7 protein-coding genes and 1 CRISPR repeat array are annotated in these 14163 nt (G+C 47.0%); of the genes, 3 read left to right on the top strand and 4 right to left on the bottom strand.

From position 1 onward, the window contains the following. Positions 1–60 precede the first annotated feature (60 nt). Positions 61–6330 (top strand): translocation/assembly module TamB domain-containing protein, encoded by a 6270-nt coding sequence (locus tag OSCIL6407_RS0106945; protein WP_007357025.1) that lies wholly within the window; start codon positions 61–63, stop codon positions 6328–6330. A 239-nt stretch (positions 6331–6569) separates the two neighbouring features. Here OSCIL6407_RS0106945 and OSCIL6407_RS0106940 read toward each other — a convergent pair whose 3' ends face one another. Beyond that, positions 6570–7937 (bottom strand): lipid-A-disaccharide synthase-related protein, encoded by a 1368-nt coding sequence (locus OSCIL6407_RS0106940; RefSeq protein WP_007357024.1) that lies wholly within the window; start codon positions 7935–7937, stop codon positions 6570–6572. Between the two features lie 336 nt (positions 7938–8273). On the opposite strand from OSCIL6407_RS0106940, the gene OSCIL6407_RS0106935 reads away from it, so the two are divergent. Further along, positions 8274–10031 carry a serine/threonine protein kinase gene (locus tag OSCIL6407_RS0106935; RefSeq protein WP_007357023.1) on the top strand — a complete coding sequence of 586 codons (1758 nt, stop codon included), beginning with the start codon at positions 8274–8276 and terminating at the stop codon, positions 10029–10031. Between the two features lie 149 nt (positions 10032–10180). Next, positions 10181–11849: a CRISPR direct-repeat array (repeat unit 37 nt; unit sequence GTTTCAATCCCTAATAGGGATTTGGTTTAATTGCGGC). Between the two features lie 311 nt (positions 11850–12160). Here OSCIL6407_RS0106935 and OSCIL6407_RS0106925 read toward each other — a convergent pair. The 3 genes from OSCIL6407_RS0106925 to OSCIL6407_RS34020 all read right to left on the bottom strand — a co-directional run bounded on the left by OSCIL6407_RS0106925 (position 12161) and on the right by OSCIL6407_RS34020 (position 13493). Continuing rightward, positions 12161–12559 carry an alr0857 family protein gene (locus OSCIL6407_RS0106925; protein ID WP_007357022.1) on the bottom strand — a complete coding sequence of 133 codons (399 nt, stop codon included), beginning with the start codon at positions 12557–12559 and terminating at the stop codon, positions 12161–12163. Positions 12560–12591: 32 nt separating this feature from the next. Beyond that, on the bottom strand, positions 12592–13110 hold the full coding sequence (locus OSCIL6407_RS0106920) for an HNH endonuclease (protein WP_007357021.1): 519 nt from the start codon (positions 13108–13110) through the stop codon (positions 12592–12594). Between the two features lie 155 nt (positions 13111–13265). Beyond that, complete coding sequence (locus OSCIL6407_RS34020; RefSeq protein ID WP_007357020.1) at positions 13266–13493, bottom strand: hypothetical protein; 228 nt, start codon at positions 13491–13493, stop codon at positions 13266–13268. A 93-nt stretch (positions 13494–13586) separates the two neighbouring features. Here OSCIL6407_RS34020 and OSCIL6407_RS0106915 point away from each other — a divergent pair, with 93 nt between their 5' ends. After that, the gene (locus OSCIL6407_RS0106915) at positions 13587–13922 is read left to right on the top strand and encodes a ribbon-helix-helix domain-containing protein (protein WP_007357019.1); all 336 of its coding nucleotides are present in this window, start codon (positions 13587–13589) and stop codon (positions 13920–13922) included. Positions 13923–14163: the final 241 nt, after the last annotated feature.

Genomic DNA, 14163 nt, shown 5'->3' with positions numbered 1-14163 from the left:
AGCCCCTAGCCCCTAGCCCCTAGCCCCTTCTTCCCTAGCTATAGCTCTTCTGTTGCAAGCATGACGAATCCTAACATCGACAATCAACCAGAACCCCGTCCCTCCCGCCGCAGATGGCGGCCGCTAATTTTGAGCGGCATAGGATTGGGAATTGTTACTATAACTGGGGCCTTGGTGGCAGTTTGGTGGATACAGGAAGAGTTAGCACCCCTAGTTGAGACTGAAATTAGCCAACTCTTGAAGCGACCGGTTAAAGTCGGGCGGTTGGAAAGATTTTCTCTGACTGGTTTACGCTTTGGTCGCTCATCCATACCAGCAACTCCTACCGATCCCGACAACGCCTCTGCTGAAGCCGTCGAAGTCCAATTTTCTCTTGGGCATCTGATCTTCAGACGCATCCTGAAGCTAAACGTCAATTTAATCAACTCCAATGCCTACATAGAGCAAGACGCTAAGGGCAAGTGGATTAATATCGAGACTGCTAAAGACCGGGAAGGGGGCATAATTAAAACCGAAATCGACACTATCGGGGTTGAAAACGCCAATGCTGTACTCGTACCCTCTCCAGCAGTAGGACAGAAAACTTCAGCCCCGATTTCGGTGAAGCTCAAAGATGGTAACGCTCAAATTCGCGAACAAAATCAGCGAATTCTCTACGAACTTAACGGTCAATTCGTTACCAGTGGCAATTTCCGAGTTAAGGCAGACTCGCTATTACCAACAGGTGAAACTAATGTGCTATTACAAGGGCAAAATCTACCTGTTTCTGAACTAGCACGTTTGCTGAAAGCTCCTGCAATTAGCTTGGTTAGGGGTCAAGGTAGTGGTAATTTAACGGTCAGTTTGCGACAAAATAAATTATCAGATATCACTGGTATAGCTAGCTTTCAGGGTGTGGAGGCGATTGTTAATCCTTTAAAACAACCGCTGAAGAATACTACGGGTCAAGTGCGGTTTAAGGAAGGTGCGATCGCGATAGATAATCTCAGTACCAACTACAGTCAGATTCCGATTAAAATCGCAGGTACGCTTCAAACTGGGCCTAACTTTGACTTGACACGAACTAAGTTTAATTTAGCTACTAATATTCAGCCTGTAACTGTTGCGGTGTTGCTGAATGCAGCTAATAAAGAACTCTCCAAGCCTTTACAATTGCCAATTCCTGTAGCGGGGGAAGTGAAACTAGAAGGTAAACTCACTGGGGATCTTTCTCAACCTCTGTTTTTAGGCGCGATCGCAACTACAAAACCAGTTCAACTCGATCGCCTCCAATTTAGCAATATCAGCACTCGCTTTGCAGTAGAAAGAGGAAGAGGGGGAGCGGGGGAGCGGGGGAGCGGGGGAGCGGGGGTGCAGGGGAGCGGGGGTGCAGAGGGTGCTAAATCCTCCCCATCCTCCCCATCTTTCCCCTCCTCTCTGGTTGTATCTTTGAGCGATATTCGGGTAACGCCAAGTGCTGGGGGTGATATTACTGGTAAAGGTCAAGTTGATATAGCTTTGGGAGAGGGCAATTTGCGATCGGGGCTGGTGCTGGATTTGGCAGCTAAGGATTTGCCAGCAGATGCGATCGCAGAAATTTACCAAGTTTCTCTTCCACCGGAAGTCGCGATCGGCAATATCTCCGCTAATGCTCAGATTTTTGGGCCGCTTGATAATATCCAGGGCCGAGTGCAATGGCAAGCACCACAAGCTACATATCCGGCGACTGGCGAAATTCGGATCGCGCGATCGGCGGTAGGTTTGCAGAATGTGGCGCTGAGTATCGCTGGGGGTACTGTGAATGTTAGCGGTGTTTTGAATAATGGCCGTTGGCAAGCCTTGGTGGGAGGCGATCGCGTCGATCTCAATCTTTTGCGGCAAGAGATACCGTCACTGTCAATACCTGCTGATTTAGAGGGGCTTGTGAGCGGCCGCGTGCTGGCTGCGGGAACTTTGGATAATTTGAACCTAAATGCGATCGCAGCTAGGGTAATCGGCACTTTAACCACTGCTGGAGGGACGATCGATGGTAGAGGGGTATTGGATAAAGGGCAATGGCAAGGGATTGCGGAGTCAGAGACGATCGCGATCGCCTCTCTGGCCGATTTGGGATTGCCAATTTTAAATGCTGTTAACCCCGAAGCTACTAATCTGAAAGCTCAACTGCAAAATCTGCAAACCCTAGATGGGCGGGTATCCGGGCAAATTCGAGTAGCCGGGCCTGTGGAGAATGTGAATTTGAATGCGATCGCGGCTGATGCTAAAGGGCGGATTACGGTCGCTGGGGGTACTGTTAATGCCAGTGGTAAACTGGAATCTGGGCGTTGGCTAGGAGTTGCAGACGCAAACGCGATCGCACTCAACCCGATTATTAATGCTGGACTGCCCTTTATCGATGGGACTGACCCCCAAGCCAACAATCTTAGGGCTCAACTGCAAAATTTGCAAACCCTGAACGGGCGTATTACCGGGCAAATTCGAGCCGCCGGGCCTTTGAATAACTTGACTTTGAATGCGATCGCGGCTGATGGCAATGGACGCATTGCTGTGGCTGGCGGTACTCTCAATCTCAGAGGCGAACTAGGTGGGGGCAGATGGCAGGGAGTTGCAGGGGCAAATGCGATCGCGCTCAATCCTATTATTAACGCTGGATTGCCATTTGTAAATAGCAATATCAAAGCTCAACTGCAAAATTTGCAATCCCTAAACGGGCGATTAACAGGTCAATTGCAAGCAGCGGGCCCCTTAGAAAATTTAACGGCAAATGCGATAACTGCCTTTGCCAATGGGCGAATTGTTACTAATCAATTAGGCGAAATTTTAGCTCAAGGTAAATTAGAACAAAGCAATTGGCAAGCATTCCTTGAAACCAATAATTTACCTCTGAACCGTTTAGAACAACCCTTAAAACAAGCAGGATTGCTAACCGCCGACCTACCATCAGAAATAGACGGAGTTTTAGATGGGAGAGTACGCCTATCTGGGAATTTGAATAACTTAAGTGGTAACGCAATTGTTGCTAACGGTGAAGGTCAACTCAGACTCAATGATGGCGGTGGGATTGTCAATGCCAGAGGTCAATTAACTGGTGGTAATTGGCGAGCAAATATTGGGGGAGATCGAATTGCATTAAGTCGCTTTCAAGAAGTGTGGTTAGCGCAAACTTCGCGCTTGCGAGCCCAAGGCTTAATTAGTCAAGCCCAAAACTTACCGTTACTCGGAGGACTTTTCAACGGTCAAATTAACTTATCTGGCCCCTTAGCTGTTGTCCCCCAAGCAATTCGCGCTGCTGGCCGTTTCCAAGTATCAGAATTGCCTTTTCTCAATCAACCGTTTGCGGCTGTATTTAACTGGGATGGTAAACGAGTCGAAGTTGAGAATGCTGTCAGTCCGGGATTGAGCGCCAATGGATTTTTTGGTGTAGAATTTGAAGGGAAAGGATTACCTTCGATTTCTAATTTAGATTTTAATGTCAAACTCTCCAATTTTGACTTAGAATCTTTACCAATTCCCACACCGGCGGCCTTAGAAAATGTAAGTAGCCCGACTTTAGTAGCAGGAAGGGCTGATTTTGTAGGGCGGGTTTCTGGTACTCTTGCCGATCTGAATTTAGTTGGCGATTTGCGATTGCGCGACTTGGCGGTAAATAAGGTAGAATTTGAGCCGGTCATGTTGGGTACTGTGAATGGAGGATTAGGGCGAGGATTAGACTTAAATTTAGCGGGGCAACAAGACCGAATTCAGATAGCTTTAGATCGGACTTATTTGCCAACATCATTTTTAATTCGGCGTGGAGATGCGATCGCCAGCGGTCGTACTCAAGGTGATATTCTGCGAGTTAATCTCGAACAGTTTCCTCTGGCTACTTTGAACTTGACACCCGCCAAGGATCGAGGGTTAGGGCCGATAACTGGTTTGGCTTCGGGCCAAATTAATATACCGGGTTGGAAAATGCCGCTAAATGTGGCTAACTTGCAAGCATCGGGACAAATCGCGATCGCCCAACCTGCGATCGGTTACATTAGAGCTGACAATTTCCAAGGCCAATTTAACTATGCTAATGGTGTTGCTAGCCTGATTAACGGTGAATTGCGACTAAGACAAAGCCAATACCTAATTTCGGGAACAGTTAAGACTGGTGATAATCCCGAATTTGCAGGCAAAATTAACGCCAAGCAAGGCAATTTGCAAGATATCCTAGTGGCGTTGCAATATTTCAACCTCAGCGATATTGCACGCGGCTTAAAACCTCCCGTTTATGGGACGGCGGCGGATGTGCAAACGGTGGCTGTGGGGATGCCAGATGCTCCTTTAATCGAGCAATTGCGCCGTTTTGCAGAAATTCAAGCCCTGTTACAACAACAGCGTGAGGCTCAAGCATCCTCGAAAATACCGCCTTTATCGTCATTGCAAGGGAATTTCAGCGGTGAAATCTCTGTCGCGGGTTCTTTGCGGACGGGCGTACAAGCTCAGTTTAACCTTGCGGGGAATGATTGGCGCTGGGGAAATTATGTTGCCGAACAGTTCAGCGTTGAGGGCAGTTTTCAAGACGGTACTTTGACTGTTTTGCCACTGCGAATTAAATCTGGCGAGACGCTGATCGGCTTTTCGGGGCAAATTGGGCAACAAGGACAGTCAGGCCAGTTGCGCGTGAGAAATGTCCCAGTAGAGGAGTTGGCGAAAATTGTCGAATTGCCTTATGTGGATGTTACTGGCAATCTCAATCTCAGAGCAACGATCGCCGGTACTTTGGACAATCCGCAGGCGATTGGGGAACTGAGTTTGGTTAACGGTACGATCAATACTGAGCCGATTGAGAATGCTGAAGGTAGTTTTAGCTATACTAATGCTCGTCTCAATTTCAGTGGTGTTGCTTTAGTGACTTCTGATGAACCGATAACTGTACAGGGAAGTTTACCTTTTGAGTTGCCTTTTGCGGCGGTGAAGGCCGATAGCGACCAAATTGCCTTGAATGTGAATCTCAAAAATGAGGGGTTGGCGATTATTAATGTCCTCACGCCGCAAATTGCTTGGGTTGACGGTAAGGGACAGGTACAACTCAAGGTAGGTGGGACTTTACAAAGTCCAGCGGCGGAAGGAATTGCAGTTTTTGAGAATGCGACGGTACGAGCACGGGCTTTTCCTGACCCGCTGACGGGGTTGACGGGAATTGTGCGGTTTGAGGGCGATCGCATTCGTGTTGAAGGCTTACAAGGGCAGTTAAGTCAGGGTAAGGTAACGGCGGTAGGGACAATACCGCTGGTAATCCCTCTGGGTGAGGGCGATCGCGATCGGGCAAATCCGCTAACAGTCGCTTTGGATAAGTTGTCTTTGAATCTGAAGGGACTTTACAGAGGTGGGGCCAACGGTCAAATTATTGTAGGGGGAACGGCATTGAGGCCGTCTTTGGGCGGTAATATTGACCTTTCTAACGGTCAGGTATTTCTCCCTGGTTCTGGTAGTGGTACAACGCTGGTATCGACAACGGGAGGGGGATCGCAGTCCTTTGAGGTAGGGTTGGATAATCTGCGGTTGAATTTGGGTAAGGGAGTCCAGGTAACGAGTCCGCCGATATTGAGTTTTCTGGCAAGTGGGGGTTTAACTGTAAATGGGACGCTGGATGATTTGCGGCCCCAGGGTACGATTAAGCTAACATCGGGGGCGGTGAATTTGTTTACTACCCAATTCCGCCTCGATCGCGGCTACCCGCAAACTGCAACTTTTATACCATCTCAAGGGCTAGACCCAACGCTGGACGTGCGTTTGGTGACATCAGTACCAGAGGTAACGCGGTTTGTAACGCCGACTTCGGCTTTGTCTTCGGAGATCGCGGATAATCCCACTGGGATTAATTCTGGCAGGGTACGAAGCATCCGCATTCAAGCTTTAGCCCAAGGAAGGGCTTCTCAGTTGGCGGAGAATATTGAGTTACGGAGTTCTCCCAGTCGTTCGGAAACGGAAATTGTGGCTTTGTTGGGTGGCAGTTTTGTGCAGACTTTGGGGGCTGGAGATAGTACCCTAGCGATCGCTAATTTAGCGGGTGCGGGTTTATTTAGTAATCTTCAATCTGCGGTAACGAATGCTACGGGGTTAACTGAGTTTCGCCTATTTCCTACTAGGATTAGAAGCGAAGAAGGGAGAAGTTCTTCTTCGTCTACTTTGGGTATAGGTTTGGAGGTCGGTCTTGATATTACCCGCAATGTTTCTGCTTCCGTAATTCGCGTACTCGCGCCGAATCAGCCTACTGAATTTACTCTCCGCTATCGCTTGAGTGATGAGGTTTTATTGCGCGGTTCAACTAATTTTCAAGGCGATAATCGGGCAACTGTTGAATATGAAGTGAGGTTTTAGTATAGCAGAAGGCAGGAGGATTAACACACTCGAATTGAGAGATATAATATCAGTTACCAAAAATAATATAACATTCGGAGAGTGACAGAAGAGGGCTATGAGAGTTGAAACCAGCTCAGACGAATTATGAGTTCGTTACCTCCCCGATCGGGCAAGGTTGCGATCGCACCGAGAATGAAACCGCCCTGCCCCTCTTCCCCTAGCCCCTATTTTCCCCTCTCTTCCCTAGCCCCTAGCCCCTAGCCCCTAGCCCCTAGCCCCTTCTTCTCAAGCAAACAAGCAGAAATTCGCCTAGCGGCTCCTGGTTCTCCCATGCGACGCAAGCCATTTTCAGCAATGAGTTGCAATCGATCGGGATCGCGGAGTAAAGATTGAATTACACTAGGAACTTCTGCTGGATGCTTAACTAAAATTAGCGATGGCCCTAACAGGCGACTTTGAGCTTCAGCAAAAGCATAAGTAAACTGGGGGCCACTTCCGGGAATTGCGATCGCAGGTTTTCCTAAACCAACAAATTGCTCAGTTGCAGTTCCCGCCATCGCGATCGCGAAATCTCCTTGATTCAAACAATCGCTAAAACTTTGCTGAGTCAAAATTAGCGACGCATTTCTATTCTTAAATGCCATCGGTAATTTAGGTTTTGGTATTGGTAACTTAGGATTAGCTACAGGTAATTGTAAAATACTCCCTTGCTCTCCTGCTCCTCTGCTTCCCCTCTCTCGTACTCCTCCCCCTTCCTGCTCCCAGCCAGAGGATTCCAGAGGAGGACATAAAGCTTCTAAACTTAAGTTAGGAGCGATCGCGCCCAAAAAGAGCAAATGGCGATCGCGAAAAACTTCTACCACCTTCGCTACCGCCTGAACAATTAACTCCCAATTGGCATAAGCTTCTGGTGCTCTCGAACCAGGTAAGAGTACGATAACTAGCGATCGCTGTTTCTCCCGGATTTCCATATCACCCCCGTAAAAGGCTGGCTCAGCATTTTCTGAGAGCAAATCATCCATCATCGGATTGCCCAAATTGTAGGCTGGAATCCGAAACCGTTGCAAAGTCTCAGCCGTCAGCGCATCCCTGGGAAAAACAGCCTGACAGCGCCTCCTACTCATCAACCAGCGCTCCCAAGGCAAGTAAACCGATCCCGACCACCCCTCCCAACGCTGTACCCGCGATCGACGCGGTAGGGGCCCCTCCTCGTCTCGCAAATAATATTCCGATTTGGCTGTTCCCACGAAAGCGTAGGGAACACCGCTCAACCAGGCAAATAATAGTGGGACAATATCTCCGACTGCTAAGATCGATCCACCCTGTTTTGCCCAAGCACGTATAGTTTTAAACTGAGCTAGGGTTAATTGTAATAAGCCGGAATTGACATCGCGCACCAATTGGCGGCCATCCATGTAAATGAACCCTCCCGAAGGCATCCGCTGTACGGGGCCGATAATGGGGACATTTTCTAATTGAGAGTAAGCTTGTCCTTCGCCGACTAAAGGTAAGACGGCTAATTCTGGTGGATGAGGATGTTTTTGTAGTTCCCGTAAGATGCGAACGGCGATCGCATCTTCACCATGACCATTACTAAGGCAGAGTAACTTTAATTTCGTATTCACTAATAATATTCTCCTATATTTTATGAAGTATATCTCAATCTCGAACTATCTAAATATTTTAGGACTTACGCACTTTAACAGTGTAGCGAGGATTGGGGATTGCTTCGCTACGTTCGCAATGACAGAAATAGGTTCAAGACTGGGTAAGTCTGGTATTTGTCATTGTGCTAAATACTTGTCATTGCCAGCCTTGCGAAGTAATCTTAAAACCTTGTCATTGCTTCCCTTCGGTCGCAATGACAGATTTAGGACTTACTATTGTGAAGGTCAATACAATAGAGGAATATAACGCAGAAAGCTAGAGTATTAATCGATTTAGAATTTAGGATTTTAAGGATGGATGTATTAATCGGTAAAACGTTACAAGGCGGTAAGTATACTCTAGAACAGGAACTAGGGCGAGGTGGTTTTGGCATTACTTTCAGGGCGACTCATCAATATTTGGGACAGCCTGTAGTTGTGAAAACTCTGAATGAGTCTTTGCGACAACATCCTAATTTTGCTGAATTTCAGGCTAAATTTCAAGATGAGGCGAGAAGGTTGGCTTTGTGCTCTCACCCAAATATTGTCAGAGTCAGCGACTTTTTTGTTGAGGATGGGTTGCCTTTTATGGTCATGGATTACATTCCTGGCCAGACTTTAGCAGATGTAGTTTTTCCTAACAACCCGCTAGCGGAAGCGATCGCAATTCATTATATCTGCCAAGTTGGGGCCGCCTTAAAAGTAGTCCATCAAAATGGTTTACTCCACCGCGATATTAAGCCTCAAAATATCATTTTGCGCCAAGGTACGACGGATGTAGTGTTGATTGATTTTGGGATTGCGCGAGAATTTACCCCAGGGGTGACGCAAGCTCATACCAATATGGTATCAGAAGGCTACGCGCCGATGGAGCAGTACCTCCGCCAAGGTAAACCGACGGCGGCGACGGATGTTTACGGTTTGGCGGCGACGCTTTACACGCTGTTGACGGCGCAAGTACCGGTGCCGGCAACTTTGCGAAATCAGCAACCGATGCCTGCGCCTCGCGACTTACAACCGCAGTTAAGTCCCGGTGTGAATCAGGCGGTGATGCGGGGGATGGCGGTGGAGGTTCAATATCGACCGTCTAGCGTGGATGAGTGGCTGTCAATGTTGCCTGCTGGGGCTGTAAATTCGCCTGTGAGTGCTGCTAATTCGTCGAGTACGGGGCCGACGGTGGCTGTGATTCCGCAGCATCCTAATTCGATTTCAGGGGGGGCTACGGCTGCATCTGGGGTAACGGCAAGACCTCAGAAAAGTGGGTGTAAGGTTTTTGCTGTTTGGGGGTTAGTGGCGATCGCAGCTATTTTAGCAGGTGTTGTGGGTTTTGCTGCGGTTTTGATTAATAGCTGGACTTCGCGATCGCCTGACTCTGGTAGTGTTAAGGAACGCCCTAGTCCGGTTGTTGAGGAAAGAAAACGCGATCGGTCTAAACCAACTCCTACTCCTGATGTTACGCCAACTCCTGGTGCGATCGTCACGCCGCCGCCTGTAATTGAAACTCCATCGCCAATTGTTGAATCTCCAACGCCAACACCGATAATCATCCCCACACCTATCCCCATCCCAACACCGCAGGAATCACCTATTGAGGAACCAATAGATCCCCAATTGCCACCTTCACCGCAACCGCAACCCTCGGAAAATCCAGCGACGAGTTATCAGATACCGAGAGTACCTGGGTTTCCTGTGGGTACGTCAGAAAGTCAGGTGATCGGAGAATTGGGACAACCAACTAAGATTAAAAATAGAGGTTTTTGGCCAAATACTCGCACGGCAACTTATGAATTGCTGCCGAATCAAATTACTTTAGGCTATATTTACGATCGCGATTCTGGGAAATTGCGCCAAACTGAGGTATCTTTTGCTCAATCTGTGGATGATTTGGTGATGCGAACTACTTTAAATGGGATGTTAGGTGGGGCAAATAATGAAATTATGGAGGGTTTTAGGTCGGTAGAGCAGCGGAGAACGGATCGCTTTGATTTTAGCAAAGATGGTCTTAAAGGTGAGATTGCTCGCAACGATAGCGATCGCATTTATATCGGTGTTTGGGATCGAGATTTGCACTAATTGGTAATTGGTAATTGGTAATTGGTAATTAAGCACGCTGAGGCTAGAAACCGGGTTTCTTCGTAAATCTCTGGTTGAGAAACTAAGGATTTTTCACAGAAACCCGGTTTCTTGTTTCTTTGCGTAGTCCTAATTTCAATTGCAGTTTGGTTTCAATCCCTAATAGGGATTTGGTTTAATTGCGGCTGGTTGAATAATTTGGGAACCTTCAACCCGCTTAAGTGTTTCAATCCCTAATAGGGATTTGGTTTAATTGCGGCTCTGTTGGTATCGGCTCAGATTTTAGGAATTAGCATGTTTCAATCCCTAATAGGGATTTGGTTTAATTGCGGCGTGTTGGTGGAATTTTTGCTGATTTTCTTAAGCAGGTTTCAATCCCTAATAGGGATTTGGTTTAATTGCGGCTCGAGCTTCCGAATCTTCTGATTTGAGAAAATATGCTGGTTTCAATCCCTAATAGGGATTTGGTTTAATTGCGGCTTCACTGAGCCTATCGAAGCCTAAGTAAGAAAGGTTTCAATCCCTAATAGGGATTTGGTTTAATTGCGGCGGGTGTTGTTATTAGTATGTCTGGTAGGCGAATTTACTGTTTCAATCCCTAATAGGGATTTGGTTTAATTGCGGCCTCGCTAGTTGTGAGCGATCGCATTTACCACCGGAAATGTTTCAATCCCTAATAGGGATTTGGTTTAATTGCGGCCGTGAGCGCGGTCGCTACAAGAAAGTGCGGAAGCGTCCAAAGTTTCAATCCCTAATAGGGATTTGGTTTAATTGCGGCGCTTCGGCTACGCCGCCACAAAGGAAGATGGCGGGTTTCAATCCCTAATAGGGATTTGGTTTAATTGCGGCCGGTGCGGCTGCGACACCAAGGCGGTATACCAAGCAGCTAAGGTTTCAATCCCTAATAGGGATTTGGTTTAATTGCGGCTCTCGCGGCCGTGTTGGGTCAGGGCATGACAAGCAAGTTTCAATCCCTAATAGGGATTTGGTTTAATTGCGGCAGTGCAATTTCCTCTTTACTTTTACGTAACTCTTCGTTTCAATCCCTAATAGGGATTTGGTTTAATTGCGGCTGTAAATTCTGAATTTGCTGCTGTAAGTTCTGGTTTCAATCCCTAATAGGGATTTGGTTTAATTGCGGCGAAGGCTTTCAATAGTATTTAGGATTCTAGCCATTATAGTTTCAATCCCTAATAGGGATTTGGTTTAATTGCGGCGCGCTAAATCGACTCTTTAATTCTAGCAAACCAATTGATTGTTTCAATCCCTAATAGGGATTTGGTTTAATTGCGGCGATTTATGCTTCCGCTTCTGTTGCCCACGAAGGACGTTTCAATCCCTAATAGGGATTTGGTTTAATTGCGGCTTCTCCTTAATTAACTACACCATCGATGATGCTCGTTTCAATCCCTAATAGGGATTTGGTTTAATTGCGGCGTAAGACGATCCGATCCTGGATTTATGGATTTTGGAAACGTTTCAATCCCTAATAGGGATTTGGTTTAATTGCGGCAGCCGGGTATTTCTTTGCTGAAAAGTGGTGGCTGGACTATCGTTTCAATCCCTAATAGGGATTTGGTTTAATTGCGGCCGTACTGGGGGCTTTTTCGCGATCCGATAGCGATCGTTTCAATCCCTAATAGGGATTTGGTTTAATTGCGGCTTTGAGGGAGCTGCATCTGCACCTTTTGCGGCTAATTTGTGGTTTCAATCCCTAATAGGGATTTGGTTTAATTGCGGCGCTTACTGGTGATGTGAATATCCCTAGCACATTTTGGAGAGTTTCAATCCCTAATAGGGATTTGGTTTAATTGCGGCCGCCTGGTTTTGAAACCCTTACTGTATTTAATTTTCAAGGTGCAGTTGCGGGAAACTAAACTTAAAGTACCATTCCAGACTTCAACTTGTCAAGAGGCAAAAATAAAATTCCCTTCAAATCCAATCCCTGCAAGGATTTCAGACATTGCGGGAATCGATTTTTCAAGCGATCGCCCTCAAACCCTTACCCATCAAACCATACAGCCGAAAAAATTTACACCCCAAATTTTACACCTACCGATTCCCGCAAAAACCCCCAATCAGCACCCATAACAGTAAAAGGGCGACTAACCAGCCGCCCGCATACGATATTAATCGCCAACTTCCTTAACCACAGAAGCACCAGCTTCGGCTTCGTGCCAAAGTTTCAGCAGCAAAAACTCGGCGCGATCGCTCAAAACAGTCATAAATATGCCATCAGCGCCCTCAGCATTCACCGACAGCCAAGTACCGCACAGATTCACCTCAACATACTCAGCATCAGCCACACAAAGAGCGATCGCATCACTCTCATCCCGCCGTACCTCCATCTCCAACAGAGACAAAGCCGACAAATTCGCGGGCAGCAAAAATGCCGCAGTGCTCGGCTCAACGCAGACACTTTGGCCAACTCGCATAGCCAAAATTACCCGCAGCGCCACCAACTGTTCAGGGGATTGAGCCAAACGCTCTAAGTTAAAGCCCGTTTCAGTATAAGTCAACTTCAGCATACTGACCGCCCAAAATTTTCCTTGTTAATTTGTTAACAGTTATCAATCTGATGTTCGTGCCAAAAAACTTCGGCAAAAGCAACAGCGGGGTGCATGGGAGCCTTCGGTTTAGTTCGCAAAGGCATACCTGCTTGTAAGGGAGTGCGATCGCCCTTAAGAGAATTGCACTTTTCGCAAGCAGTCACGATGTTGTCCCAAGTGTGGCCCCCCCCCTGAGCCCTTGGCATAACGTGATCCAGCGTCAAACGCTTATTGCTACCGCAGTATTGACAGGAGTGGCTATCACGTCGCAACACTTCCCGGCGATTGACCGGCGGTACCTTCCAAATCCGTTCATTGCTTGTAAAAGTCAAGCGAATTTGTTCCGGTACACAGATGGCAAAACTAGGCGATCGCACGATCCAACCATTACCCGTAGCAAAATCCAGAGGTTCAGCCTTACCAGCTACCAAAAGCGCGATCGCCCGCTTAATATTAATGCGGCTCATCGGCAAATAATTCCTCGAAAACACCACTACGGATTGCCTTAATACATCTGTCGCAAATGTCATGGCTCACTCCTCCTGTCAATATTTCAAATTTGTTTTGATTCCAATCCCCGATCGCAAATCCAAAATCTCAAATCATAAACCCCCACTTCTCTTATCAGAAGCGGGGGCTTAAAAAACTGCTACTAAGCACATTTTTTTCTCCTATATAAGTACAGCTATCTTGCTATACCTCCCGCTTGTCGAGCCCTATGCGTCCCTGCGACTGGCGAATCGCCACGCTCCAAATCTGTATTAATCTCTTCGGCCACTCCTAACTCACTATAACCTCCTCTAAACAGGCGTTTGCCTGCAAAACTCGCGTGCGAGACGCACCACGAGCCACCAGCACCACCGCTGAGGCGATTGGTGTTAGGTCGATAGGTTGAGGAAGTAGGTAGGTTCACAGGAAGGCAAAAAGTTAAAAGAGGGCTTTAAATCTGGCTGTAAACATACTACACTGATATTACAGATATGTCCACCCATTTGAGGAAAAAAATATGTACACCCTTCCTAGAACCTCTACCACCGAAATGGAAGTCACCAGCATCCGCCTAGAAAGAGAGCTCAAGGAGAGGCTAAAGGAGATTGCGGGCAATCAAGGCTATCAAGCATTGATTCGAGATCTCCTCTGGAATTTCGTACAACAAAAATCTGGAGATTTTCGACCCCAGTTTTCGCGATCGGATATTCGAGCCAGCTTTAATGCGACAGCAGAGCAGGAGCAGCGTTGCGTACTCACTGGAGAGATTATTCGACCGAATGAACCCATGTTATTAGGCCTGACGGCACACGGAGAAATGGTACCGCTGAGTATGGGAAGTTTGGCCGGCTAAGTTTTTGTATTCTTTTGTGTTCTCGTTCCTAGATTTCACTCTAGGAACGAGCCAGAATATTGATAGTAAACAAATGACAAATTTTATTATTGATTCCTAAGTCCTATTAGTCATTGCGAACGCAGTGAAGCAATCTCAAAAGCTCGTCAGAAAAACCCTAGTAGTAGAGTTAGTGTTTTTCGTCTAAATGAAACTGGAACCTGTGGTAAAATATGATTTAGTTAAACGGGTAAATCTAGAT

The sequence above is a fragment of the Kamptonema formosum PCC 6407 genome (genome assembly GCF_000332155.1).
Taxonomy (GTDB): Bacteria; Cyanobacteriota; Cyanobacteriia; order Cyanobacteriales; family Microcoleaceae; genus Kamptonema; species Kamptonema formosum.
This window is presented reverse-complemented; position numbering and strand designations above follow the sequence as displayed.